The organism is Saltatorellus ferox, assembly GCA_007751475.1.
Lineage (GTDB): Bacteria > Planctomycetota > UBA1135 > UBA1135.
The window spans coordinates 536288-563257 of the sequence record CP036434.1 but is presented as its reverse complement, the minus strand read 5'-3'; the positions used below and the strand labels follow the sequence as shown (position 1 = coordinate 563257).

The following is a 26970-nucleotide window of genomic DNA, read 5'->3' as shown; positions in this document are numbered from 1 at the left end:
ACACCGGCCCAGAGGTCCCGGATTCAGGACACACCCGCTCAGCGGCTGATCAGCCTCCGAGGAGAGCTGCCGGATCGATCGTCCTGAACGTGGAGCCCACCGACGAGCTGCAGTCGGAGGCGCAGAAGGTGTCCCAGCCCGAAAGACAGTTCGCCTCGACGATCTGCTTGAGCACGACCGCGCCGTTGCCTCCGACCGTCACCGAACGCTGGAAGCATACGGCGCCCGGAATCCAAGTCGTCGGGATCGACGGGCCGGACGCAGGGGGGATCGGCTGTCGGATGCTTCCGCCATCCACGAAGCTCTGGGCCGTCGCCTCGAGCGGACGGAGCAAGAGCAGGACGCCGTCCGTCGATTGCACATCGACCTTCGAAGCGGCGTTGTACGTGATGTCCTGGAAGTTGCCCGCGGCGAGGAAGAACGTCACGTACTCGTTGGCGTGTACGAAGTTCGCACTCAGCGGGATGTCGATGACCGTGACCTTGGCCGCGTCCACAGCGTCCGCCTCGTAGATATCTGCGAGCCCCAGGAAACGTCCGATGGGGACCGACACGACGCCTTGGCTCGTCAACGCCCCGATGCGCACCTTGGCGAGACCCACTTCTCCCGCAGGCTCGTGAATGCAGATCACCAGCCGCAGCTTGTCCTCTTCCCCGCGCGCCGTCAGCGAGGCGGAAATGCCGCCCGACATAGGGATGGATTCATAATCCAGCGGATCGGACTGACGGGCCAGTTCTTCACCGTCGTCGTAGCCGTCGCCGTCTGAGTCCGCCGTTTGAGGAAGCAGCCCGAGCACGATTTCCTGGGCATCAGGGACCCCATCTCGATCCTGGTCTTGGTCACCGTTGGGGTCGGCGCGGAGCACCTCGATGGGCGCACCCGCCAGATCGACCGGGACCCCGGCAAGACCCCAGTTTCGAGCGCCTTCCGTAGCCCCCATCGGGCGGTCAGAGGCACCCAAGGGAATCGCCCAACCGGCGCAGGCCATCCCGGCAACGACGCCACCAGCCATCAGAGCCGCCACGAGGGCAGATGATCTCGAGGAGCGCGCAAGAGGGGGGGCGCAGGGGATGTCAGGCATCGGGACTCCGTGTAGGACCAGGGATTGACGAACTGTATGGCCTAGGCAAGCCAAGGAGGACAGGTTACAGGGGATCCGTCGAATCCGCAGAAAAGATGTTTGGGTATGGGCCAAAGCGGACATCCTTCCAGTAAATCTCCATTTGAGACCCCCAGGAGTACTGCGTCCTGTCCGGGCCACCATGACGGGCGCCATCCCACGAATTCGGGAATCGCCCCCGGAACAGGCTTCGTGAGGTTTCAGAGCCCCGCAGAGTGGCGCAGGAGCGCCCCTGGGCCGTAGTATCCCCCGCTCGCAAGCGCCCGTAGCTCAGCTGGATAGAGCGTTCGCCTCCGGAGCGAAAGGTCACAGGTTCGAATCCTGTCGGGCGTACCATCCCCAACCCTAAGGGGGATAAGAACTTGCGGCTTCAGCGATCGACCTCGACCCCGAGCGCACCCGCCGCCGCAGTGTCGCGAAGGAGTTCCTCGGCCACGTAGGAGGCAGCCGCACCCTGCCCCCCGGCGTTCCAATGGATATCGGTTCCGCCGACGAAATATCGATCGGCGGGTCCGCTTGCCGCGAGCGCCGGCGTGACGTCGACCACCACGCCACCCGCGAGCCCTACGCACCCGACGAGAGCATCGACCAGCCGGGTCGGCTGGTGCCCTGGGAACCGCACCGGATCGACCCGAACGCCGAAGTCCTGGCACATGTCCACAGCCGACGGAACGACCACGAAGAGAACGGGCAAATGCCGCTCGTTCGCTTCCTTCACCATCCGCGACAGCACCCCCGTCATGAGATCGCGCTTGGCCGCGGCGAAACTCCCGGGGAGATCGGCTGCCACGTCGATGTCGTAGACGTCCTCGAAGAGCGAGACCACTTCGGGATCGCGGATCACGAGGTGCTCGCGCGCCTGGGCCTCGAGCGCCATCACGTAGAGACCCATCATCCCCGGCGGCAACGGCTCCATGGACTCGGGCAAGCGCCGAGCCGATTGCCAGAAGCGCCACAGTCGCACCAGTGCCGGCGCTTCGCTCGCGGATCGAAGCTCGTCGAATCGCTCCCGCATCCGCTCGCCGACCACCGGGGACTCGCGTATCAGTCCTTGCTCTCCATCGAGGCGAAACAGCTTGTTCCGCATCAGGTCTCCAAAGTCGTTGTGGGCGCAGAGAACGAAGACGACGAGGTCAGGGTCGATCGAATCGACGTCTCTTTCGAAGAGGAGCAGCGCTTGATCGGGTCCATAGCCAGAACGGCCTGCATTGACCATCTCGATCGACCCGGGCTCGCCGATGCGAGCCTCCAGTTCTCGTCCGAGCGTGCTTACGAACGTCCCCTCCAGGGGCACATTCTCTGCCATGACCAGGGAGTCCCCCAGCACGAGGATGCGCTTGTGGGATCCGGACGCCTCGAGGTCGCCGCCGCGGAATCCCTCCGCTCCCGTGGACACGAAGACGCGCGCTGCGTCCCCTTCCTTGACGAACGCTCGATCCATCGGCTGGATACGGGACGCGTCGGGAAGCGCATCGTACAGGAGCTCCGCGTCGAGCGCGTAGATGCGCCCTCCCACGGGGAAATACCGCCCGACGGCGACCTCGACGATCAGCAGAGCGACGACCGAGGCACCGATCAACACGAGGAGCTTGCGGAGTGCGATACCGGCCTGCGAAGCCCGACACCCGCGGGCCCATGGGCCTTCATGACGTGCGAGACTCAAATCCGGAACGCCTCGTCGAGCGTGACCATGGTTTCGCGTGAAAGCTCGAGTTCGGCCGCGGCCACGTTCGCCAGCACCTGCTCGCACCGCGTCGCGCCGGTGATTACACACGTGATCTCGGGACGGTTCAGGATCCACGCCAGGGCGAGCTGCGACGGCTCCACACCCAGCTCCCGGGCGACCCGGCTGAGCACGCGTAGCCTGACGCGCGTGGCGTCGTTCAGCTTCTCGTCGAGCCACTTCGTCTCGGCACCGCGACTGCCCTCGGGAACGCCGTCGTCGTACTTGCCCGTCAGCAGTCCGCCTGCCAGCGGACTCCACACCACGAGCCCCATGCCGAGTCGCGCGGCCTCTGGCAGCACCTCGGCCTCGATCGAGCGCTGGAGCAGGCTGTACTCGGGCTGCTCCACGAGCGGCGCGTAGTAGCCGCGACGATCGCAGAGATCATGGGCGGCCTGCAGAGACTCGGCGGGCCAGACGCTCGTACCCCAGTAGAGCACCTTCCCCTGATGCACCAGGTCGTCCATCGCGCGGACGGTTTCTTCGAGCGGCGTATCGGCGTCCGGGCGATGACAGAAGTAGAGGTCCAGGTAGTCGGTCTTCAGCCGCTTCAGCGAGGACTCCACGCTCTCGAAGATGTGCTTGCGCGAGAGGCCTCGGTCGTTGGGCCCATCCCCCATCCGCCCGAAGACCTTGCTCGAAAGAACGAGGTCGCTGCGCCGGTAGTCCGCGAGCACGTCCCCGATCACCGACTCGGCCGCTCCCTTCGAATAGACGTCCGCCAGGTCGACGAAATTGACCCCGGCGCCCACCGCGGTCTTGATGATCTCACGCGTTTCGGACGCGCCGACGCTCCCTCCGAAGGTCAGCCATCCTCCGATGGAAACGCTGCTGATGCGTAGGCCGGTACGGCCCATCCTGCGGTAGTTCATGTCAGGGGACCCCTGGGGAAAAGAGGCTCGGGGAGGGGGTGATTCGACGGCCAGGCGACGAGCGGAAGACCATACGGGGCATGGCCGCGCCGTGTTGCTACCCTTTGCCCCCCGCCAGCGATTCTTTTGCGGCAAGCGCCACGTGACCGACCCAGAGAAGACTCCGCCGGAGCCGCAGGCATCCGCCCGACCTGGTTCGAAGCCCTACCGGGTGAGTGACCGGCACGCCGCCGTCCGCCGCGCCAACCGGACGGAGACGGCCGAGGACTACGTGGAAGCCATCGCGGACCTCCTGGAACGTCGCGGCGAAGCCCGAGTGCGCGACCTCGCGGAGTGCTTCGGGATCAGCCACGTCACCGTGAGTCGCACGGTCGACCGACTGCAGCGCGACGGACTCGTCCGCACCGCCCCCTACCGCTCGATCGATCTGACCGCCGCGGGCGAAGCCATGGCCGCGGCCTCGAAGGCGCGCCACGCCATCGTTCTCCGGTTCCTCATGGCCGTGGGCGTCCCCCAACCCACCGCCGACCTCGACGCCGAGGGGATCGAGCACCACGTCGGACCCGACTCGCTCGCCGCCTTCCAGCGCTACGTGGACCAGGCGAAGGCCCCACCGGCCCCCACGGGTTCGAGGTCCGACGAACGCTTCCAGCACGTCCGCGCGGCCCATGCGATCGAGCTCGTGGAGGACTACGTCGAGGCGATCGGCGACCTCATTGCCGATCGAGGAGCGGCGCGTGTCGTGGATCTCGCCCACCACTTCGGCGTCAGCCACGTGACCGTCAGCCGCATGCTGGGCCGCCTCCAGCGCGACGGTTTCGTGGAGACCGCCCCTTACCGTCCCGTTCACCTCACCTCCCAGGGCCAGGGCCTCGCCGACCGAGCCCGGGAGCGCCACCGGATCGTCCTGGCCTTCCTCCAGTGGCTCGGCGTCTCCCCGAGGATGGCGGAACTCGACGCGGAAGGGGTGGAGCACCACGTCAGCCCTGTGACCCTTCAGATCTTCGCCGAGCTGTGCGGCTGCCGGCCCCCCCAGGACCCCAGCCCGCCCCAAACGTAAGGTAATCGTAAACACCTCCGTCGGGCGAGACTCCGTGGCTTACCGGCGCGGTCCTGGATATTGAAGGGGCTCCCATCCGTAGCCCATGCTACACTTCCTCCACGAGGATTCAGCCAGCACCAGCTCCCCCGATGAGCCCAGGAGTCCGGATCCCTCGCCCCATGCCACGCCATCTCCGCTCAGCCGCCGTCCACATCCTCGCTTGCCTCGTGCTTCTCGGCGCATGGAGTTGTCGTGATGGATCCGCCGCCTCTGCGACGGACTCTGGCGCGCGGGAGCCTGATAAGAAGGTCGTGGTCTGCACGACGACCATGATCGGTGACATCGTTCGCGCAGTCGCTGGTGGGACGGCCGAAGTGCACGTGCTCTTCGGACCGACCGTGGACCCGCACCTCTTCCGCGCCACCCGTGACGACGTCCAGCAGCTCATGGCCGCCGACCTCGTCTTCTACAACGGATTTGGCCTGGAGGGGTACCTCGAGCCGACCTTCCGCCGCGTCGCAGAGAGCGGGATCGACCTCGTGGCCGTGGCCGAGTCCATCTTGAAAGGGGACGAGGCGATGCAGGACGCGGGCGTCTCGGACCCGCACGTCTGGATGGACCCGCACCTCTGGGCGCGGACCGCGCCGCTCGTCGCCGAGGCCCTCGGGAGGCTCCTGCCGGATTCCGCCGGACTCCCGGGTCGCGCCGCCGATACGAACGCCCGCATCCTCGCCCTCGACTCCTTCGCGCGCGAAGCCATCGCCACGATCCCGGAGTCCGCTCGCACGCTCGTGACCGCCCACGACGCCTTCCGCTACTTCGGTCGCCGCTACGGCCTGCGCGTCGAAGGGATCCAGGGACTCTCGACCGCCAGCGAGGGCGGACTCCAGGCCCTCGAGTCACTCGTCGACCTCCTGGTGGACGAGAGGATCCCCGCCGTCTTCTTCGAGTCGACCGTGTCGGAACGGAACGTCAAGGCGTTGATCGAGGGTGCCGCTGCGCGTGGACACCGCGTCGTCCTGGGTGGAACCCTCCATTCGGACGCGCCCGGTTCCGCAGGAAACTACGAGGCGATGATGAAGCACAACATCTCCACGATCGCGACCGCGCTCCGCGGCGACTCCACTGCGACCGAGGCTCTCAAATGATCGCCCGCAGCAATCAGGCGGAGCCTTTCGCAGTCGAGAACCTGGTCGTCGCTTACCGCGCAGAGCCCGTCCTTTGGAACGTCACCTGGTCCGCCCGAGCGGGTGCCATGTCGGCGATCGTCGGCCCGAACGGCGCCGGTAAGTCGACGCTCCTGAACGCCGCGGTCGGCCTCGTGCCGATCGTCAGCGGCCGCGCCACGTTCTGGGGCGAGACGTTCAAGGACGCCCGCCACCGTATCGCCTACGTCCCCCAGCGAGAGTCCATCGACTGGGACTTCCCGATTACCGCCGCCCAGGTCGTCGAGATGGGCATCACCCACGGAGCAGCCTGGCTCGTCCCGGACTTCCTCCCCCGCTGGAGCCGCCGCCTGCTGGGCAAGGGCACCGCCCGGGCCGAATCGAAAACGCACGGGGCCCTCGAGCGCGTCGGGATGGCGGACTTCGCGCGCCGCCCCATCGGCGAACTCTCCGGCGGCCAGCAGCAGCGCGTCTTCCTCGCGCGCGCTCTCGCGCAGGAAGCGGAACTCTACCTGCTCGACGAACCCTTCGCGGGCGTCGACGTCGCCACCGAGGAGATCCTGACGAGCGAACTCCGCGCCCTGGCGCGCGCCGGCAAGACCGTCGTCGCCGTCCACCACGACCTCGAGGACGTCGCCGATCGCTTCGACGATGTGGCGGTCCTGCATCGGGAACTCGTCGCCAGCGGCCCCGCGAAAGCGACGCTGACCGAAGCCACCATCGTGCGCGCCTTCCGCCAGCCCCGCGCTCCACTCGCCCTCGATTCGACGGCGCACGGGTAGATGGCGCCCATGCCAAGCGCACTGCCCGTTGGCCTCACTTCCATGATCGGACCCGCTTCCACCGATGGAACCCTGGCACGCTGGTTCGAAGTCCTGACGCTCTCCGGCGGCTACAACACGAACGTGGTCCTGTTCGGCGTCGCGCTACTCGGGCTCGCCGCGGGCGCGGTGGGCTCCTTCGCGATGCTGAAGAAGCAGTCCCTCGTCGCCGACGCGTTCGCCCACGCCTCGCTCGTGGGCGTGGCGGTCGCGTTCCTCGTTCAGGCCTGGTTCCACTCATGGTCCGGATCGCCGGAAGCCGCCTTGGCCGGCGCGGCCCGGCCCGGCCCGGAGCGCAACATGGTCGTCCTGCTGGTGGGCGCAGGCATCGCCGGCGCGGCGGCCGTCGCCGCCATCGAGTTCCTGGTTCGAAAGACGCGCCTGCGCGCGGACACCGCGACCGCAGCGGTCTCCAGCGCGTCGTTCGGCGCCGGCATCGCCACCCTCTCCATCGCGCGTCGCGTGAGCGGCGCTGACCAGGCCGGGCTCGACTCGCTCATCTTCGGCGCAGCGTCTTCGATGACGCGCGCCGACGCGTATGCGATGGCGGCTCTCGCTCTGATCGCGGCGCTCTTCACGGCCGTGCTCTTCAAACCGCTCCGCGCGGTCGCTTTCAACGATCGCTTCGCGCGCACCTCGGGCCTTCCGGTCAACGCCATCGACATCGCGCTCGGAGCCCTCGTCGCAGCCGTCACGCTCGCGGGGATGCAAGCGGTCGGGATGCTGCTCGTCGTCGCGCTCCTGATCACCCCCTGCGCGACCGCGCGACTCTGGACGCGCGCCGTGGGCCCGCTCGTCGCCACCAGCGCCGCCCTCGGCGCGACGTGCGGCGTTCTGGGCGTCTCCCTCTCGCGCGTTTTGCCGTCCGTTCCGACGGGCGCCGTCGTCGTGCTGATCGCCGCGGCTGCCTTCGTCGTCAGCGCGCTGTTCGCGCCCGAACGCGGGCTGCTCGCCGGCCTCCGGCGCGAACGCCGGATGCGCGCCGCCGTGCTCGTTGCCCTTCGTGCACCCGGGGATCCCGGCGTAAACAGCGGGGGAGCGGAGCGATGATCCCGCCCCCGAGCGACTTTCTCGTGCTCGACGCCGCGCCCCTCGCGGCCGTCGTTCTCGCCGCGTTCACGCTGGCGCTTCTCGGGTCGTTCCTCGTGCTCCAGCGCCAGGCCATGATCGGCGACGCGATGGCCCACTCCGTTCTGCCGGGGCTCGTCATCGCCTTCGTGATCACCGGATCGCGCGCCCCCGCGCCCATGTTCATGGGAGCCCTCGGCGCTGCGCTGTTCGCGAGCCTCGCCATCGCGGCGCTCACGCGGTACGCGCGCGTCGAGCCCACGGCTGCCATCGGCGTCGTCTTCACGACGCTCTTCGCCCTCGGCGTGCTCCTCGTCGAAACCACCGGCGCGCGCAACGTGGACCTCGACCTCGACTGCGTCCTGAGCGGCCAGCTCGAGCTGCTCTTCTGGCCCATCGAGCGCGGCGCGTCTCCCTGGAGCGGGGAGTCCCTCGACCGGCTGCCGCAGCCGCTCCTGACCCTCGCCACCATGTGGGCGATGAGCGTCGGCGCGGTCCTCTTCGGATGGCGTCTCCTGCGCGCGACGCTGTTCGATCGGCCGTTCACCCAGGCGCGCGGGCTACGGCCGGGGCTCGTTCGCGGCGCGCTGCTCCTGCTCACGACCAGCACCGTCGTGGCGAGCTTCGAGGCGCTCGGCTCGATCCTGGTCATCGCGCTGCTGACGTGCCCGCCAGCGGCGGCGCGGCTCCTGACACGAACCCTCGGCGCATACGTGGCGCTCTCCGCCGTGCTGGGTGCCAGCGCGGGGCTTCTCGGCTACGCCTTCGCGACGCGCGGCGCCCCGATCCTGATCGGCGGTACGATCGATGCGAGCGGCAGCGTCGCCGCGGCGGCCGGCCTGATCCTGGCTGCGACGGCCATGGTCACGGTGCTTCGCCGACCGGTTGCCTCACCCACCGGCTGAGCCTCTTCCCTTCTTGCACCCCTCTCCGACGATGTGTGGACGCTACGCCCTGACGGTGGAACCCGATGTTCTCACGGCGCTCTTCGCGCTGAAGGCGCTGACCGAGTACGACAGACGCTACAACCTCGCGCCGAGCCAGGAAGCGCCGGTCATCGTGCGCGATGGTGCGTCGGAAGAGCACGTGGCGCGAACCATGCGCTGGGGCCTCGTTCCGTCCTGGTCGAAGGACAGCAAGATCGCCTACAAGACGATCAACGCGCGCTCGGAGACCGCGGCCGTGAAGCCGTCGTTTCGATCGGCGTTCAAGCGCCGCCGGTGCCTCGTCCCAGCGAGCTGGTTCTACGAATGGAAGCGCGACGGCAAGGAGAAGATCCCCTATCGGATCCGCCGCGTCGACGGTGATCCGCTCGCGTTCGCGGGGCTGTGGGAGGAATGGAACGGCAGCGGCACCGAGGCGGCGCGCACCACGTTCACGATCCTCACGACGTCCGCGAGCGACGACCTCGCGGACCTGCACGACCGGATGCCCTGCATCGTGGAGCGCCCGGACTTCGACCGCTGGCTCACGCCCGAGATCGAGGACGAGGAGGCCACCGCGCGGCTGCTCGGCCCGGCGCCGGCGGGAACCCTCGTGACGGACAGGGTCAGCACGCGCGTGAACAACGTCCGCAACGAAGGCCCGGAACTCCTCACGCCAGACACGATGTTCTGAGCATCGTTTCCGGTCGCGGCCGCCCCACCACGGATCAGTCGAGTCCGGCGGGCGACCAGGTCACGCGCGCCTTCTCGCCGCGACCCTGGGGGAACCTCGGCTTCGTGCGCTCGGCCGGCCCCTGCAGCATCCGCAGCGCCTCGGTGAGGTCCGCCTCGGCCACGGGACGCACCTTCTCCAGCTGGGCGTAGTGAATCCGTCGTCCGTCCTGGATCCAGCGATTCTCGAAGGCGGTGATGAAGCCCAGCGACTCGGCGATCTCCTCGTCGAAGAGTTCGTGGCGCTCCGCGTGGACGTTCGCGGTCTTGCCCACGACCTCCATGCCCGCCTCCGCTGCGTGCTCCAGCGTGCGCTCGTAGAGGTCCTCGCTGTCCGTCTTGACGTGGACGCGGCCGCCTTCCCGGAGCATCGACTGATAGAGGCGCAGGTAGTACGCCGACGTGAGCCGCTTGGTGCCGCGCTTGTCGCCCTCTTGAGGATCCGAGAACGTCAGCCAGATCTCGCTGACCTCGTCGGGGCCGAAGAAGCGGTCGAGCCACTGGATCCGCGTGCGCAGGAACTGGATGTTCGTTGGACCCGCCTGCTCGGCCTGGCTCGCGCCTCGGTGGAAACGATGGCTCTTGACGTCGACGCCGATGAAGTTCCGATCGGGGAAACGGCGCGCGAGGTCGACCGCGAACAGACCCTGGCCGCAGCCGAGTTCGAGCGTGATCGGGTGATCGTTCCCGAACACCTTCGCGCCCCACTCCCCCTTCATGTAGGTCGCTCCATCCGAGACGATCGCGTCCCGGTCCGGCTCATGCACGCGCTCCATCTCGTGGTTCAGGGCCCACTTGTCGCGCTTGTTCAGTCGTCTCGCCATGGGCAGAGTCTAGCGTCGACGGCGCGGGGTCGTGCTGGCGGATCGGCGGAAGAGCGAGGGGGCCATGAAGCGGACTGGATCGAGGTCGAGTAGTGTGACTGGCATGAGCCACGCTCGAATTCTCGCGGCCCCTCTCTTTCTCTGTCCGCTTCTCTTCCTGGGACTGACCGAAGTTGCCGCGGCCTCGGAGGGCCCCCCCGGGACGGTCATTCACCATGAACCGGCCAAGGACAGGCGCTATATCGGGTCGCCCTCCCTGTGCGTCTTGCCGAACGGAGACTACCTGGCGTCCCACGATTTCTTCGGGCCGAACAGCCGCGAGCACGAACGCCCGACGGGGCGGCTCTACCGCTCGCGCGACCGAGGCAAAACGTGGAAGCCCATCGAGGAGTTCGAGGGCTTCTTCTGGACGGGGCTGTTCGTCCACCAGCGCCAGGTCTATGCGCTCGGCACGGACCGCCATCATGGGCGGCTCGTGATCCGTCGATCGCACAACAACGCGGTGTCCTGGACCGACGCCGTCGTGCTGGCCGACGGTGAGTGGGCGACGGCGCCGATGCCGGTGATCGAGCATGAGGGTCGGCTCTGGAGGGCCGTCGAGGACGCGCACACCGGCGAGCGCTGGGGCGAGCGCTATCGGGCGCGCATGATGTCCGCGCCGATCGATGCGGATCTCATGAGCCCGGGGTCCTGGACGTTCTCGAATGCTCTGGCCTCGGATGCCGATTGGCTCGGCGGCAAGTGCAAGGGCTGGCTCGAGGGCAACGCGGTGGTGACGCCTGAAGGCGAGATCGTCAACGTGCTGCGCGTGGCGACACCGGGTCTTCCCGAGAAGGCGGCCATCGTGAGGCTCAGCTCCGACGGGGCCACGGCGACCTTCGATCCCGATCATGGTTTCATCGACCTGCCGGGGGCCTCCAAGAAGTTCACCGTTCGCCAGGATCCCGACGGCGGGGGCTACTGGACGCTCGCCAACTTCATTCCTGAACGTCACGCCGGCCAGCAGAGTCCAGCGAGCCTGCGCAACACGCTCGCGCTGTTGCACTCCGAGGACCTCGCCAACTGGACCGTGCGGACGATCTTGCTCTATCACCCGGACACGGCGCGCCACGGCCTTCAGTATGCGGATTGGCAGTTCGATGGCGACGATCTGATCGCCGCGGTCCGCACCGCCCATGACGAAGACAGCGGCGACGAGGAGGGCGCCGACGCCCACAACGCCCACGACGCGAACTACCTGACGTTCCATCGCTGGAAGGACTTCCGCGAGCTCCAGCGCTCGGACGACATCCCGATGCCGGAGCTTCCGAACGAGGTTTTCCACGAAACCCGCTCGCTTCGCCTCGCGGGTCCGTCGTTCGAACTGGGCAGGCTGGCGGATGAGGAGAAGGCTTTCTCGAACCGGAAGTACGTGCTCGAAGGCGTCCCCATCCCGCTGACGTGGAGGACGTTCACGCGCCTGCCGGGCGGCGCCCGAACCAGCATCGAGGTCAAGGCGAAGCGCACGAGCAAGCTGACGATCGCCACCGCGGTGAACCAGGAGCCCGTCGACATGGACGGATGGGAGCGGACGCCGCTGGAGTTCTCCTACACCGACCGCGGGCGCACGAAATTGGTGGTCTTCGAGCGCACTCTTCCGAAGGGAAAGACGCTGCGCCTGCCGCGCGGCAACTGGACGGGGTCGATGCTGATCTTCGAAGAGGACTGACGCTGTGGCATGAGCGGTGGCACCGAACCGGTGGTACCGAACCCGACCGAAACGCCGTTCAGATCATTGGAAGAGGATTGGCGGTACCGAACCCGACCCAAAGCCGCCACGTTTCCGATCGAAGGGGGACCCTTCGAACGGAAACGTGGCGGCTTTGGGTCGGGTTCGGTACCGCCAGGTTTAGGTACCGCCGGGCTGATCAGCGGAAGAGCGAGGGGACGGTGAGGAGGCGCGTCTCTCCGCTGTTGTCGTCCACGCCGTCGTTGTCGTTCACGATCAGGGTGTCCCCATTCGTGAGGATCGTCATCCCTTCGATCTTCTCCGGGATGGCGCCTGCGAAGGGGGCGAAGGCACCGTCCGCGAGAAGGTCGCTCTCCAGGGTCTTCGTCAGCGTCGGCGGGACGCCTTGGTCCGCGGCCACGAACGTGACGCCCGTGAGGTCGACGGAGTAGACGCGCTTGATCGCCGCGTCGGGGCCGCCCTGGTCGTCGCGCTCCAGGATCGCGAGGACGCCGGGCGCCACTTCGGAGAGATCCGACAGGCCGACCCAGCCGCCCGCGGGTGACGCCGGAGCGTCGAGCGGGTAGAGCGCAAAGGTCCAGGCGCCGGTCGAGGGGTTGAAGCGGCCGAGTCGAGCGCGGTCGCTCGCGTCACCGACACCCTGCCACGCGCGCTGGATGACGACGTAGATCAGTCCGTCGGAGGCGACCGTGACTCCCTCGAGACCGAAGCGCTGCTGCTCGCGCGCCAGCTCGAACGGAAGCGCGATCACCCGGTCGATCCCGTAGGAATCGCCCGCCGCGCTGCGCACGACCTTCAGGAGAAGGTTCGGCGACTCGAACGGGCGTGAACTAGGGTTGCTGGACCCGCCGCTCAGGTTGCCCGCGCCTTCGGAAACCACCCAGAGGACCTCCCCTGCGACCGGCGTTGCCGGGTCGGCGGCCACGCCTTCGAGGTCGAGGTTCACCGTGAGGTCCGCGTTGACGAGGTCGCCGATCACGAATTCGTCCGTGCCCGGGTACGAAAACTTGATGCGACGGAGCGCGTTGCCGAGTACACCGTTCGAGTCGACGATCGGAAGGGACTCGACGAGGCTCGCCGGCGCCTGGGAGCGATCGATCGTATGGATACTGGAGCGCTTGTAGTAGCTGTCCGACACGGCGTAGAGAATCGCGTCGTTGCCGGGCTGGGCGGTCAGCCCCGAGAGCGCGCCCCACGGAATCGGGACGCCGGTGGTCGGGGCCGAGATCGACTGAATCGAGGGGTAGCTCCCACCGCCGGTCCGTTCGTAGATCATCAGGGAAGAGCGGATCTTGTCGCCGCGCGAGTCTTCTTCGGACGCGACCACGAAGAGGTCCCGCGAAGGAATCGCCAGGAGACCTTCCGGCCCAACGCCCGTCGGAAGGACCTGAACGAGGCGCGGTTCGGCGGCCAGTCCGAACGGGCCGGTGCCCTCGAGCGCGTAGACGAGCACGATGCTCGCGCGCTCACAGCCGATGAACATGTACGTTCCGTCCGCGTAGGTCGCGGACGTCACGCCCTCGGGCTCGGTGCCCTTGTTCTCGGAGCGCGACTCGGGGTAGTGGCCGAGGCTCGCGGCGATGTGCTCGACGGAGTTCTCGCTTTCAAAGATCGTGCCGCCGAAGGGCTGCCAGGTCGTGAAACCGCGGCTTCCGCCGAAGAGGTCACCTTCGTCCGCCGTCGCCAGCGTGAAGGGCGTCAGCCACGTGATGGCATCGGGTTCGCGCGGGATGCCGGCCAGCGAAGCCGTCTGCTGGATCTGGTCGTTCTCGTTCGTGTCGATGTCCGTGAGGTCCACCGTGCCGCAGGGGAAGTCGATCAGCACCTCGCCGGAGCCCAGCGCCACGAGCGCGATGTGGTTGTTCTCCTGCATCGTCACCGCGGCGACGTTGAAGACGTTGATCGCGACGAACTCGGGCTCCGGGTCGTCCGGGTAGAGGTCCGGGACGCCCACGAGATCGACCTGGCGCGTCGACCACTGGAGCGGATCGTTGCCCACGAGGTCGACGATCACGAGGTAGCCCGCGGGGGCCTGGGGCGGCTCGCCGTTACCGAGGTCCTCGTCGCGCTCGTTCTCGATCGCGACCGCGGCGTACTGGCCGTCGGGGCTGACCGCGACGGAGTCGGGCTGACCGCCGAGCGGGAGCGTGTGAACGATCTGCTGCGTCGCGATGTCGATGATGACGAGGTCGCCAGAGGTGTGAATGAAGTCGGCGCTCGTGTTGACGGCGACGAGCGCGTAGGCGCCGCGAACGGCGACCGAGGTGGGCTCGCCACCGAGGGCGAGGAGGCCCGCGGGCTGCGGGTCGCTCGGATCCGCGATGTTCACGAAGCCGAGGGCGTCCTCGGCGCTGGACGTGTAGAGGAGCGTCATGCCGTCTTCGCTGGCGGCGACGATCTCCGCGACCGCCTCGTTGTCCACCGACGAGTTCTCGAAGGCGTAGAAGGTCGAGACGCGCTCGAAGGGACCCTGGGAGATTCCCTGAAGGGGAGAGGAGGCAGCCGCTGCGGAGAGGGAGAGCGTGGCTGCGCCGAGCAGTGCGTAGCTCGGTAGCTTTTGGTGGAGTGCTTTCATGGCGCGGAGAGAAGGCACAACCTTCGTTGGCGTTTGCCTGCGAAACGATCAAGCCGCGTTCAACCGATGTTCCCTGATGGGACTTTGAAGTTGGCTTGATCCTCGCGACCCGGGACCGAGAACGGTCCGTTACGCTGGCGCGATGCCCGCCCACGACCGAACGAACGAAGAGCGCCAGACCCGACTCCAGGAGCGCAAGGCGCTCCGCCGAATCGAACGATCTCGCCTCGGCGTTGCCTGCGGCTGCATCGCGATCGCGACCGCGCCGCTCACGATCTTCTTGACGAGGCACAGCATCGCCGCGATCCAGAAGACCTACGGGGTGCACACGCGCCCCGGCGGTCTCGGCGGCGATCTCTCGCCGCTGCTCCTGACCTACCTCATCGGCGCAGGGCTCGCCCTGGGCGGCATCGGGCTCCTCGCGCCCAGGTCATGGGGCTGGTGGCTCACCGCGGCCGCGGCCGCGCTCGGCCCCTTCGATCTCTTCCGCATCTACCGAAGCCTCTTCGCGACCATCAACTTCGACCACCCCGACGTTGATCGCGTCCTCCGAAACCTCGGCGTCTTCACTGGCATCCCGATGATGTTCTACGGCGCAGTCCTCGCGCTCCTCTTCGTGCGCAGCGTGCGGCAGACCTACCGGATCGGCTCCTGAGCGTGCGAAGCCGCACTCAGGAGACCTCGCCTGTCGCCTCCGTCGCGAGACCCTATGATGGAATGGGATTTGCCTTCCCGGCGATGCCTCTCCTTCCCGGACCCTTTCCCTCGCTCTTCGCACCATGCTCGTTCTTGCCCTCGCGACCAGTTGCCTGGCCACCCCCGACCTCGAACACTTCCGGGAGATCACCGCGGCTCTTCCTGGAGCTTCTCTCGTCGCCCACGGAGACCTGAACGGCGACGGGCTCGCCGACCTGGTCTGCGCGTCATCGCGGACCCGCAGCATCGTCTGGTTCGCGGGCGGTCCGAATGGCCCTTCGACCGAAATGCGAGTCGCCGGCATCGTTTCCGGCCTTCTGCGCGGGATCGCGGTGGGCGACATCGACGGGGACGGTTACGACGAGATCGTCGTGACGAACGAGAGCGGGAGCGACGCGAACCTGCTCTGGAACGACGGCACAGGAGAGTTCGACGTGACGCTCCTCGCGGAGAACCAGTTCGATCTCGGGTCCGAGATCTACGTCGTCGATTTCGACCTCGACGGAGATCGCGATGTGATCGTGATGCGCGCCAGCGGTAGCCCGAGTTCCACGGGACCGCTCCTCTTCGAGAACCTCGGAAGCGGCGTGCTCGCGCTCCCGGCCATTCTTCTCGGCCTTGCCACCCCCTTCTCCGATCTGGCGCTCTTCGACATCGATGGAGATGGCCTCCAGGACGCGGTGCTCGGCGGGGCGGGCGGCCGCATCGACTGGTACCGGAACTCCGGGGGCGCGGGTGCCTGGACGCGCAACAGCATCGAGAACCAGCCGTTCCTTCGCGTCAGGGACCTCAAGGCCGTCGACCTCGACGGAGACGGCGACCTCGACCTCGCCATGGCCGCACGAACCTTCGGCGAGTTCAGGTTCTACGAGAACCTCGGCGGCGGCGCGTTCGGACCTCGCATCGACGCGGGAATGAATGCAGGGCTACTCGCAAAGATCGAGCCCATTGACGCGGACCTCGATGGCGACCTCGATCTGATCGCGACCACCGACGGCGCAGCAGCGCCTCGCTGGATCGAGAACCTCGGCAGCTTTCAGTTCCTCGATCGCGGGCCGTTCGTGGGCGGCGGCGGCCTCGACGCTCCCGACATCGACTTTTCGGACCTCAACGCGGACGGGCGGCCCGACGTCCTCGTCGTCGGCGACGGTGACACGGTGGACTGGGTCCCGGGGGCGCCGCTTTCGCCCGCGGGCCTGGCCTTCGAAAGCGCGACGCGGCCGATCCTGCGCCCCGTGCCCGAGGCCATCGAATCCGTGGTCCTCGACGTGGACCTCGACGGCGTGCGCGACGTGATCACGGCCTCGCCGGAGAGCGGGGTGTACCTGGCCCGGGGCCTCGGTGCCGATCGATTCCGCGCGCCCGAGCGATCCCTTCCGTCGATCCAGGCGGCGAGCAGCCTGCGCGCCGCGGATCTCGATCGGAACGGCGCAGTGGATCTCCTCCTCGGCACGCCTTCCGGCGAGGTCTGGTGGGTTCCCACGGGCGCCACCGGAGGCCTCGGAGCGCCGCAGCTCATCGGTTCGGGCACAGGGCCCCTCGGCGTGGCTCCCCAGGCCATCGACTTCGACAGCGACGGCGACCTCGACGTTCTGTTTGCCGGCGCCCTCAGCCCGGACGTGATCGTCCATGAGCAGCTCGCGCCAGGCACGTTTGCGCCCGGCCGCCCGCTCATCAGCACCACCCTCTACGCCCAGGGATTGATCGCCGAGGACTTCGACCTCGACGGCGTCCTGGACCTGATCGCGCTGGATCGTCAGCCGATGGGTTTTCTCTTCGAGCAGTATCGCGGACTCGGCGCAGGCTCGTTCGCGGCGCCCCTCACCGTGCTTTCGACGGCCAACGTCATGGGCCTCGAAGCCAGGGACGTCAACGACGATGGAGCCGCCGATCTGGTCTGGGTTCAGCCCGGGCCGAAGCTCATCCGAAGGGCCCTGAACACCGGCGCCGGCATCTTCGGCGCGACGGAGGACCTCGGGACGTTCCTCGACCTGCCCGATGCCGTCGGCGCGGGCCCGGCGGGCCCTTCCGGCGAGGCGACCCTCGTCGTCTATCACCGGCCCAACAACCGCGTCATGGGAACGCTCGAGTGGTTCGCCATCGACGGCCCCGCGGCGATCAGCCTCCAGCGAACGGACCTGCGGCTGAGCGAAGTGGCGAGCGTGTCCCTCGATGATGTGAACGGCGACGGCGATCTGGACGTACTCGTGAGCGCGTCGGCCCATGGGCAAGTCGGCTGGCAGGAGAACGGCGCGATCGGCGAACTCGGGTCCCGCGAGTGCTCGCCCGCGGTGCCGAACTCGACCGGGCGGCCCGCGACCCTGCGGATCGTCGGCAGCGGCACGGCCGCGACGGATTCCCTGACCCTCGAAAGCCTCGACCTTCCCGCAGGCGCGACGACGCTCTTCCTGGCAAGCCGTCAGCCGGGCCTCGTGGTCGGCCCGGGCGGGAGCCAGGGCACGCTCTGCCTCGGCGGCGCGATCGGTCGCTTCGCAGCCCCCGGCCAGATCGGGATGGCGACAGCCAACGGTTTTGCGACGCTCGGTATCGACCTGCAGAACCTGCCGCAACCAACCGGAGCGGTGGCCGCGATGAGCGGTGAGACCTGGCGCTTCCAGGCGTGGTACCGAGACATCTCGATCGGATTGGGCACCTCGAACTTCACGGACGCAGCCGCTGTGCTGATTCGGTGAACAAGCGCCTGGAGCCGGAAGAGACGAATCAGCCGCTAAGCACGCGGTGAAGAAGTCACCATGCCGCGAGAACCTGCGCTGAAGGAGGATCGTCTCTGCTGGGGTTATTGGCCTCGACCATTACCCTCATTCGACCAGACATGAACATCTCCGTCATCGGCGCCCACGGCTCCATCGCTCGCTCCCTCACCCATCTCCTCAAGAAGCAAGGGCACGAAGTCCGCGGCCTCGTCCGCAAGGAATCGCAGTTCGACGACGTGCGCTCCGATGGAGCAGAGCCCGTGCTTTGCGATATCGAATCCGTGGGACCGGAGGATCTGGACACCGCTCTGGCGAAGAGCGATGTCGTCGTCTTCGCCGCAGGCGCCGGCCCCGGCAGCGGCGTGGAGCGCAAGCATTCCGTCGACCGCGATGGAGCGATCAAGTCCGTGGACTCTGCCGTACGAATCGGCGCAGACCGATTCTTGATCATCAGTTCGATGGGTGCGGACAGCCCGCCGTCCGACGACGACAGTTTCAGCGTCTACCTGCGGGCCAAGGCTGCGGCCGACGATGCAGCCCGTTCGGCGAAGATCGCGTCGACGATCATCCGCCCGGGCAAGCTAACGGATGAGGAGCCCACTGGAAGGGTCCGGGCCTCAAGCTCCGTGGAGCGGGGCGAGATCCCCCGCCGAGACGTGGCCGCGGTCCTGGCCGACCTGATCGACGGGAATAAGGGTCGCGAGCAGACGTTCGAGCTGATCTCCGGCACCACGCCGATTCCGGAAGCCCTTCAGGCCTCTTGAAGGACTAGGGCACGTCGAGAGAAGGGAAGGGTGGAGGGGGACACGCCGGACAGGCCGGCCTCCACCAGCGGGAGAACTGCGGTGCCGCCGGCGAATCCACAGGGGCTCGTCGAAAAACCTGTCTCGATCGGAAATTCCGGCTCCGGCCCGGCATGGGGTAGCGCGACGGGAGCCGCCGAGTGCCCAGGACCGATGTGCTAGACTCCTGGCCTCATTTGCGGCCTGGCACCGCCTCTCCCCTCCCCGTCGGGCCCTCTCCGGGCCGTGTTCGGGCACCACCCACCGCGGCTCAGCTGGCAGCGGTTCGAATTCGACGCTCATGAAGCTGGCATCCTGGGTGGCGGACGTTTCCGTCCGCCGTCGCAAACTCGTCGTGGGAGTGACCCTGCTCCTGACGCTGGCGGTCGGCCTACTCGCCGCCCTCCCGTCGATCTGGCCGGACAGCTTCCCGGCCCTCCACGGGGTCAAGGTGGACACCGACCCCGAGAACATGCTCTCGGCGGACGAGCCCTCCCGCGTCTTCCACGACGAGGTGCGCCAGCGATTCCAGCTGAACGACATCGTGGTCGTCGGCGTCGTGGACGACTCCAACGCCGAGGGCGTTTTCCATCCCGATGCCCTCGCCCACGTGCACGACCTCGCGGAGTTCGCGAAGACCCTGCGCTGGAAGGACAAGAACGGCGAGGACGCAGGCGTCGTGGAGGTGGACGTGCTCGCGCCGTCGACCGTGGACGACATCTCCCAGGGCGGACTCGGCTCCGTCCGCTTCGAGTGGCTCATGCCCGTGCCGCCGAAGACCGCCGAGGAGGCCATCGCCGTGCGCGAGCGCGCCCAGAGGATCCCGTTCCTGAACGGCACACTCGTCAGCGAGGACGGGCGCGCGCTCGCGCTCTACCTGCCGCTGACGGCCAAGGACCTCAGCTACCGGGTCGGGGCGGCGCTGAAGGAGCGCATCGCCACCTACGGCGGCACCGAGCAATACCACATCACCGGCCTCCCGATCGCCGAGGATACCTTCGGCGTCGAGATGTTCATTCAGATGGCTATCTCGGCTCCGATCGCGATGGTGGTGATCTTCCTCCTGATGCTCTGGTTCTTCAGGCGGATGGCGCTCGTGGCAGGCCCGATGATCATCGCGATGATCTCCGTGATCCTGACCATGGGCGCGCTCATCGCCACCGGCAACCCGGTGCACATCATGAGCAGCATGATCCCGATCTTCATCATGCCGATCGCGGTGCTCGACTCCGTCCACGTGCTGAGCGAGTTCTTCGACCGCTACCGTGAGACCGGCGATCGGACGGCCACGATTCGCACGGTGATGGACGAGCTCTTCGCGCCCATGCTCTACACGTCGCTGACGTCGGCGGCGGGCTTCCTGTCGCTCGCGCTGACGCCGATCCCTCCGGTCCGGGTGTTCGGGATCTTCGTGGCGATGGGCATCATCGTCGCGTGGCTCCTGACCATCCTGTTCATCCCCGCGTACGTGGCGTTCCTGCCCGAGAAGACCTTCGAGGACTTCGGCGCGAGCCACGCAGAGGGCGAAGCCTCCGCGCTCTCCCGCGCGCTTCGACGCATGGCGCCGCGCGTGAACGGCGCGTCGAAGCCCATCCTCGCGCTTTCGCTGGTCCTGCTCGCCGTGGCAGGCTGGGGCATCTCGCGGATCGTCATCAACGACAACCCGGTCAAGTGGTTCTCCCCCGACCACGAGATCCGCGTGGCCGACGACGTGCTCAACTCCCACTTCGGCGGCACGTACATGGCGTACCTGGCGCTCGATGCGCCGAAGACCACCTGGGATCCGGCAGCCTTCGTGGCGTCGGTCAGCGCGCGCCTGCTGGACAAGAAGACGAGCCTGGACGCCGAAGGGCTGCCCGAGATCACCTCGGCCTTCACCGCGGCGGAGAACGAACTTCGCCCCATGGCCGAGGCGGCGACCGACGCGACCGGAGCGCTGGCTTCCCTCGAGAAGCTCGCCAGCGACCGCGCCGATGCCGCGGATAGCGACGACGTGGCCGAATCGTGGGACGAAGTCCGCAGCGTTCTCTCCGCCGAGCGCCAGTCGAGCGACGTCTTCAAGGACCCCGAGGTCCTGCGCTGGATGAGTCGACTCCAGGCCCATTTCGTGGAGAGCGGCAAGGTCGGCAAGAGCTCTTCCCTCGCCGACATCGTGAAGACGGTGCACCGCGAGCTGTTCCTCGGCGAAGACGACCAGTACCGCATCCCCGACACCAGCGCGGCCGTCGCCCAGTGCCTCCTGACCTACCAGAGCAGCCACCGCCCCGACGACCTCTGGCACTTCGTCACGCCCGATTTCCGCGAGGCGAGCCTCTGGCTGCAGCTCACGAGCGGCGACAACCGCGACATGGTCGCGGTGCACGAGGCCCTCGATGAGTTCATGGACGAGGAGCCGCCGCCGGGCGGCCTCGAGCCGCACTGGTTCGGCCTGACGCACATCAACGTCGTCTGGCAGGACAAGATGGTGGCCGGGATGCTCAAGTCCCTCGGCGGCGCGTTCGTCGTCGTGCTGCTCCTGATGGTCGTTCTGTTCCGGTCCCTGGCCTGGGGGCTTCTGGCCATGGTGCCGCTAACGCTCACGATCGCGCTCGTCTACGGCGCGGTCGGCCTCATGGGGAAACCCTACGACATGCCCGTGGCCGTTCTCTCGTCGCTGGCTCTCGGGCTGGCGATCGACTTCGCGATCCACTTCCTCGCCCGCGCTCGACGTGAAGTGGAGCGCCAGGGTTCATGGGCAGCCGCGCTACCCGTGATGTTCGACGAACCGGCGCGAGCGATCTCGCGCAACGCCATCGTCATCGCCGTCGGCTTCCTCCCGCTTCTCTTCGCGCCGCTGGTTCCCTACCAGACCGTCGGCGTGCTTCTCGCGGCGATCCTCGGTATCTCCGGGGTGGCGACGCTCCTGCTCCTCCCCGCGCTCCTCGGCACGTTCGAGCGCGTGCTCTTCCGCTCACGCGCGGCTCGCTGATTCCAGCAAGTCACCCACTGCAAAGGCTCTACCATGACTACACGCAATCGACCCCTTTGGATCTGGGCCCTCGGGCTCACCGCTGCGGCGACCACTCTTGCCCAGGCGGTTCCACGGACAGCGCACCAGGCGGCGGGCCAATCAGCGGCCCAATCGGCGGGCCAGTCCACCGCCAAGGAAGAACCGAAGACCGCCGAGGACGTGATCGCCGCCGCCAACCGCGTCTGCTACTACCAGGGCAACGATCGCAGCGCCCAGGTCGTGATGGAGATCGTCGACGCCCAGGGGCGAACGCGGACCCGTGAAATGACGATCCTGCGCCGCAACACGGAGCGCGCAGAAGGCGCGGCTGGCGAACTCAGCGACGTGGAGTGCTGCGCGAGCGAGCAGAGCTTCTACGTTCGGTTCCAGCACCCCGCGGACGTCGACAAGACGACGTTCATGGTGCACAAGAAGCCGGGCGCGGACGACGATCGCTGGCTCTACCTGCCCGCCCTCGACATGGTGAAGCGCGTCTCCTCGGCGGACAAGCGCAGCAGCTTCGTCGGCTCGCATTTCTACTACGAGGACGTCTCGGGCCGTCACCTCGATGCGGACGAGCGCACGCTCGTCGATACGACGGAGAACTACTGGGTGGTCGACTCCAAGCCCAAGAACCCGACCTCGGTCGAGTTCGCCTCGTATCGAATGTGGATCCACCGCGGCAGCTCGGTCGTCACGAAGATGGAGTACAAGGACGCGAGCGGCGAGACCTATCGCACGTACGAGGTCCTCGGCGTCGACGAGATCCAGGGACGCAAGACGGTCGTCAAGGCCAAGATGACGGACCTGCGCACCAAGGGCTCCACGACGGTGACCTACAAGGACGTGAAGTACGATATCGGGCTCCCCGAGGACCTCTTCACCGAGCGCTACCTTCGCCGCGCGCCGCGCGAGTTCGTGAAGTGAGCGGATGCCGATGACGATCGTTACAAGAACGCGGCTTCTCTCCCTGGCCGTCGCGCCAGCGCTCGTGTCGGGCCTCATGCGGGAGGCCGCCGCGCAGGAGCCGCCGCTCCCGCCGGGTCTCGGCGGAGAGTCGAAGAAGCAAAGTGAGCCGAGCCTGCCGCCTGGACTCGGCGGCACGAGCCGCCTCGGTGACGAGCCAGGGCTGCCGCCGGGTCTCGAGCCCAGCGAACCCTCTTTGCCTCCCGGGCTCGACGGAGGTAGCGAGGACGTCATCGGCGTGGAGACGGTCGGGCAAACGGGCCTGCTTTCGTTCGCAGCCGATCACGGGATCAAGGGCTTCCTCGAAGGCCGCTTCGGAACGCGTACCCAGCGCGACCCCCACGAGCGAACCGCGTCCATCGCGGAAATGCGTCTGCGACTGGAGGCGGAGCGGCAGGCGGGCAGCGTCTTCCTTCGCGGTGCCACGGACCTCATCGTCGATCCGCTCTTCGATAGCTGGGCGCCCGACCTCGAGTCCGGCCAGGGGTTCGTCGACCTTCGCGAGGCCTACGCGTCGTTCTCGCCGCTCCCATGGCTGGACGTGAAGGCGGGCCGCCAGGTCTTGACCTGGGGCACCGGGGATCTCCCGTTCATCAACGATCTCTTTCCCAAGGACTGGGTCTCTTTCTTCGTCGGGCGGGACGACGAGTACCTGAAGGCGCCGTCCGACGCGATCCGCGTCGGCATCTTTTCGGACGTGGCGAACGTGGACCTCGTGTACACGCCGCGCTTCGACGCCGACCGCTTCATCCGCGGCGATAGGATCTCGTACTACAATCCGCTGCTCGGTCGCCCGGCAGGCCGCGACGCGCCGCTCCAGACCGATCAGCCCGACGAGTGGATCGACGACTCCGAGTGGTCGGCGCGGATCTATCGAAACGTGGGCGGGTACGAACTCGCCGCCTACGGCTACCTCGGCTACTGGAAGAGCCCCTCCGGATTCGACCCCCTCAGCGGCCAGGCGCGTTTTCCGCGGCTCGCTGCCTACGGAGCCAGCGCGCGCACGCAGCTCGCGGGCGGCATCGCGAGCCTGGAGGTCGGCTACTACGATTCGCGCGAGGACGAGGGCGGTGACGACCCGTTCGTCGACAACTCCCAGACGCGCGTGCTCGTGGGCTTCGAGCGCGATCTGCCCGAGATCGCGCACTCCTTCTCGGTGGGCGCCCAGTACTACCTCGAGGCGATGTCGAATCACGACGAGTACGAGCGCACGCTGCCGAACGGGATTCCGCTGCGCGACGAGTACCGACACGTGATCATCCTGCGGGCGAGCAAGCTGCTCTTGGAGCAGCGAATGCGCGCCTCGATCTTCACGTACACGAGCCCCAGCGACCGGGATACCTACATCAAACCGAACGTGAGCTATACCATCGACGACAGCTGGACTCTGACGGTGGGCGCCAACATCTTTGCAGGCGCGGACGACTACACGTTCATCGGTCAGTTCGGCCCGAACACCAACGTCTTCGCGGCGCTGCGACTCAGCTTCTGAACGGCTCCATCAGAAGCTCAGCCGCATTCACTTGCGGGAATGAGAGACGTCGCGGAAGCTGGGGTCGATCCGTTTCTTTCCCCGCTTCAGAACCGCCACTCTCGGCGCGCCTTCCATGCTCCTCTCACTGTTACTGCTGACTGCCCCGTCACTCTCGTCTCCCCAGGTCTCGACGCTCTCGACGAATTGGCACTGGCGCAAAGATGATCAGGGAAACCGCGCGGCCGCCTACAGAGCATCCCCCACGGGGGACCCGAACGGCGCGATCGAGAACCGCTCGGTCGCTGGCAGCTGGTCGGCGCTCGGTCCTTTCGGTGGCGACATCTTCGACGTGGCGGCGTCGCCGCAATCAGGCTCGATCGTCCTCGCGGCCTCCGCGCCGTCGAACGGCGGCGGCGGTCTCTATCGGTCCGCGGACGGCGGCTCCACCTGGGACGAGGTGACCTCGCTCAGCGGCACCGCCTGCTACGACATCGAATTCACGATCGATGGCGTCGCGTACGTCGGCACCCTCGGCGGACTCATGACCAGCGCCGACGCGGGCGTGACCTGGACGCATCTGCCCTTCGGCTTCGGCGTGAACCAGCAGACCTTCGAGGTCACCGTCGACCCGCAGAATTCGCAGCGACTCTGGGTGGGCGTGGCCGATGCGCTGGGCAACCAGCTCGCCAACGTGGTCCGCTCCGACGACGGCGGCCAGAGCTGGGTCGACCTGACCCCTCCGAGCGTGGCCGGTCAATCCGTGCGCGCCATCGCCGTGGACCCGTCGAACTCCAATCGAGTCGTCATCGGGATCGGCGGCGGATTCAGCGGCGGCGGGGTCTGGACCACGACCGACGCGGGCGCCAGCTGGACCAATCGCAGCGCCGGCCTCCCCGGCAACCCGATGAACGACCTCGCGTTCGACGGTACGCGGCTTCTTGTCTGCGGCGGCCAGGCCTTCGGATCTCAGTTCGTCGGGCTCTATGAATCCACCAACTTCGGTGCGACCTGGACCGCGCTGCACGACGGCACCTGGCCGTCTCTGGTCCTCAACGATATCGAGCTAGGCGCCGTGGGCACGATCTTCGTCGCCAGCGGCGGCGCGGGTGTCTTCCGTTCGGTCGACGGCGGCACGACCTGGACCTTCGGCGTCGGTGGCACCAGCGGCTTCACCGTCAACGAGGTTTCGACCTTTCCCCAGTCCACCTCTGCGGTCCTGCTCGGCGCTACCTCCAACGCGGTCTGGCGCAGCACGAATGCAGGCAGCTCCTTTGCCCCATCGTCCGCCGGCATCGCCGCCCTCGACGTCTATTCGGTGGCGTCGAACCCGCTCAATCCCTTCGAACTCGCCATCGCCTTCCAGGGCCTGAACAACGGCGGCGTCTACACCACCACGGACGGCGGGTCGCGCTGGACGCTGGCGTCGCTCCCGGGCACGCGCTTCGAAGCGGTGGACTTCGCCCCGGACGGGACGCTCTACGCCATCTCGGACGGCCCGACGACCATTGCCCCCGAGGGCGTCTATCGGCGCGCAGGCGCCTGGACCTCGATCGGCCCTGACCAGGGCTCGGTCTTCGAGTCCGAGCTCTTCGCCATGGCGTTCAGCCAGTCCGACCCTGCCCTGATCCTGGCCGTGGGCTCCGACTTCGGCGTCGCAGGCTTCGAGCCGACGGTCTGGCGCACGACCGACCGAGGTGCGAGCTGGACCAAGACCTACGAGGGAGTCCAGCAGGATTTCTACGACGTGATCGACGTGGAGATCGTCCAGGACGGGACGAACCAGACCGCGCTCGCCAGCTATCGCGCCCTCGACGGTAGCCAGCTCGGCGGCGCGCTCCGCTCCACCGATGGGGGTATGACCTGGGCGGCTTCTGGCGCTGGACTCCCGGCAGTCATCCGGCCCGAGTCCATCTGTCCATCGGCCGCGAGCCCGAACCGGTTCTTCCTCGCGGACCAGGCCTCGGCCGGCGGCGTCTACGAAACCACGGACGCGGGGCTCAGCTGGCAGCCGACCGGCTTCAACGTCCCGACGGCGCGGATCGAGTCGAGCCCGGTCGACGGCAACGTGCTCTACATCACGACCAGCGCGGCGCCGCGCTTCCGCAAGTCGACGGACGGCGGAGCGACCTTTGGCGCCTACGGCACGGGGGCAGCCGACGCTGGCTTCGCCCGCGACCTCCACGTCAGCATCACAGGTGAAGAGCTGTTCGCGGCCACCACGAACGGCACCTGGTTCACCCTCGCGGGAGACACGCTCGGCGCGCCGTTCTGCGGCGCCGCCGTACCGAATTCCACGGGGCGCGTTTCCGATCTGAGTGCCCGCGGCTCCGACCTCGTCGCAGACAACAGCGTCCGCATCGACGTCCGGTGGCTGCCGCGCCAGAGCTTCGGCTACCTCCTCACGAGCCTCACCCAGGACCTCGTTCCCGGCGCCGGCGGCTCCCAGGGAACCCTCTGCCTCGGCGGCTCGGTCGGTCGCTACAGCCAGCAGGCCCAGCAGTCGGGCAGCGCCGGTGCGTTCTCCCTGTCCATCGACCTGACCGCGATCCCCCAGCCCACGGGCGCGGTCTCGGTCCTCGCCGGACAGACATGGAGCTTCCAGTGCTGGCACCGCGACGCGAACCCCGGCATCACGAGCAACTTCAGCAACGGCATCGCGATTCAGTTCCAGTAGACCGCAGGTTCGAGTGACGGAAGGCAAACTGGGGGCCACCACGAATCGTTCGGCCCCCACGCGCTCCCTGTTCGAAGCGC

General features: G+C 67.6%; 19 protein-coding genes and 1 tRNA gene. 15 read left to right on the top strand and 5 right to left on the bottom strand.

Annotated features, from left to right (window positions below):
• Window positions 1-49 precede the first annotated feature (49 nt).
• On the bottom strand, window positions 50-940 hold the full coding sequence (locus Poly30_RS02070) for a hypothetical protein (RefSeq protein WP_145194362.1): 891 nt from the start codon (window positions 938-940) through the stop codon (window positions 50-52).
• Window positions 941-1379: 439 nt separating this feature from the next.
• Here Poly30_RS02070 and Poly30_RS02065 point away from each other — a divergent pair.
• Window positions 1380-1456: transfer RNA gene (locus Poly30_RS02065), tRNA-Arg, on the top strand.
• 34 nt (window positions 1457-1490) lie between these two features.
• Here Poly30_RS02065 and Poly30_RS02060 read toward each other — a convergent pair.
• Together Poly30_RS02060 and Poly30_RS02055 are read right to left on the bottom strand one after the other, a co-directional pair.
• Window positions 1491-2702, bottom strand: a complete 1212-nt coding sequence (locus Poly30_RS02060) for an SGNH/GDSL hydrolase family protein (RefSeq protein ID WP_145194361.1) — start codon at window positions 2700-2702, stop codon at window positions 1491-1493.
• A gap of 77 nt (window positions 2703-2779) precedes the next feature.
• Window positions 2780-3715, bottom strand: coding sequence for an aldo/keto reductase family protein (locus Poly30_RS02055; RefSeq protein WP_145194360.1), 936 nt, complete (start codon window positions 3713-3715; stop codon window positions 2780-2782).
• Between the two features lie 211 nt (window positions 3716-3926).
• Here Poly30_RS02055 and mntR point away from each other — a divergent pair, with 211 nt between their 5' ends.
• The 6 genes from mntR to Poly30_RS02025 all read left to right on the top strand — a co-directional run bounded on the left by mntR (window position 3927) and on the right by Poly30_RS02025 (window position 9429).
• Window positions 3927-4775 (top strand): manganese-binding transcriptional regulator MntR, encoded by an 849-nt coding sequence (gene mntR, locus Poly30_RS28050; RefSeq protein WP_419190852.1) that lies wholly within the window; start codon window positions 3927-3929, stop codon window positions 4773-4775.
• Window positions 4776-4936: 161 nt separating this feature from the next.
• Window positions 4937-5905 (top strand): metal ABC transporter solute-binding protein, Zn/Mn family, encoded by a 969-nt coding sequence (locus Poly30_RS02045; RefSeq protein WP_145194359.1) that lies wholly within the window; start codon window positions 4937-4939, stop codon window positions 5903-5905.
• Window positions 5902-6705, top strand: a complete 804-nt coding sequence (locus Poly30_RS02040; RefSeq protein ID WP_145194358.1) for a metal ABC transporter ATP-binding protein — start codon at window positions 5902-5904, stop codon at window positions 6703-6705. Before Poly30_RS02045 ends, Poly30_RS02040 begins: the two co-directional genes overlap by 4 nt.
• A 42-nt stretch (window positions 6706-6747) precedes the next feature.
• Window positions 6748-7794: a metal ABC transporter permease gene (locus Poly30_RS02035; RefSeq protein WP_419190851.1), complete on the top strand. Its 1047-nt coding sequence runs from the start codon at window positions 6748-6750 to the stop codon at window positions 7792-7794.
• Complete coding sequence (locus Poly30_RS02030) at window positions 7791-8717, top strand: metal ABC transporter permease (RefSeq protein ID WP_145194356.1); 927 nt, start codon at window positions 7791-7793, stop codon at window positions 8715-8717. Before Poly30_RS02035 ends, Poly30_RS02030 begins: the two co-directional genes overlap by 4 nt.
• Before the next feature lie 13 nt (window positions 8718-8730).
• On the top strand, window positions 8731-9429 hold the full coding sequence (locus Poly30_RS02025; RefSeq protein WP_145194355.1) for an SOS response-associated peptidase: 699 nt from the start codon (window positions 8731-8733) through the stop codon (window positions 9427-9429).
• Window positions 9430-9463: 34 nt separating this feature from the next.
• On the opposite strand, the gene trmB is transcribed toward Poly30_RS02025, so the two are convergent.
• Window positions 9464-10291 (bottom strand): tRNA (guanosine(46)-N7)-methyltransferase TrmB, encoded by an 828-nt coding sequence (gene trmB / locus Poly30_RS02020; protein ID WP_145194354.1) that lies wholly within the window; start codon window positions 10289-10291, stop codon window positions 9464-9466.
• 103 nt (window positions 10292-10394) lie between these two features.
• Here trmB and Poly30_RS02015 point away from each other — a divergent pair, with 103 nt between their 5' ends.
• Window positions 10395-11999 (top strand): sialidase family protein, encoded by a 1605-nt coding sequence (locus Poly30_RS02015; RefSeq protein WP_419190849.1) that lies wholly within the window; start codon window positions 10395-10397, stop codon window positions 11997-11999.
• Between the two features lie 199 nt (window positions 12000-12198).
• Here the strand turns inward: Poly30_RS02015 and Poly30_RS02010 are convergent, their stop codons facing one another.
• The gene (locus Poly30_RS02010) at window positions 12199-14595 is read right to left on the bottom strand and encodes an esterase-like activity of phytase family protein (protein ID WP_145194353.1); all 2397 of its coding nucleotides are present in this window, start codon (window positions 14593-14595) and stop codon (window positions 12199-12201) included.
• A 142-nt stretch (window positions 14596-14737) separates the two neighbouring features.
• On the opposite strand from Poly30_RS02010, the gene Poly30_RS02005 reads away from it, so the two are divergent.
• The 7 genes from Poly30_RS02005 (at window position 14738) to Poly30_RS01975 (ending at window position 26890) form a co-directional block, all read left to right on the top strand.
• Window positions 14738-15250, top strand: coding sequence for a hypothetical protein (locus tag Poly30_RS02005; RefSeq protein WP_145194352.1), 513 nt, complete (start codon window positions 14738-14740; stop codon window positions 15248-15250).
• Between the two features lie 124 nt (window positions 15251-15374).
• On the top strand, window positions 15375-17984 hold the full coding sequence (locus Poly30_RS02000) for an FG-GAP repeat domain-containing protein (protein WP_145194351.1): 2610 nt from the start codon (window positions 15375-15377) through the stop codon (window positions 17982-17984).
• Between the two features lie 140 nt (window positions 17985-18124).
• Complete coding sequence (locus tag Poly30_RS01995; RefSeq protein ID WP_145194350.1) at window positions 18125-18769, top strand: SDR family oxidoreductase; 645 nt, start codon at window positions 18125-18127, stop codon at window positions 18767-18769.
• Window positions 18770-19088: 319 nt separating this feature from the next.
• Window positions 19089-21755, top strand: coding sequence for an efflux RND transporter permease subunit (locus Poly30_RS01990; protein WP_145194349.1), 2667 nt, complete (start codon window positions 19089-19091; stop codon window positions 21753-21755).
• Between the two features lie 33 nt (window positions 21756-21788).
• Window positions 21789-22703: an outer membrane lipoprotein-sorting protein gene (locus tag Poly30_RS01985; protein ID WP_145194348.1), complete on the top strand. Its 915-nt coding sequence runs from the start codon at window positions 21789-21791 to the stop codon at window positions 22701-22703.
• Between the two features lie 10 nt (window positions 22704-22713).
• Window positions 22714-24234, top strand: coding sequence for a hypothetical protein (locus tag Poly30_RS01980; protein WP_145194347.1), 1521 nt, complete (start codon window positions 22714-22716; stop codon window positions 24232-24234).
• Window positions 24235-24349: 115 nt separating this feature from the next.
• Window positions 24350-26890: a hypothetical protein gene (locus Poly30_RS01975; protein ID WP_145194346.1), complete on the top strand. Its 2541-nt coding sequence runs from the start codon at window positions 24350-24352 to the stop codon at window positions 26888-26890.
• Window positions 26891-26970 lie beyond the last annotated feature (80 nt).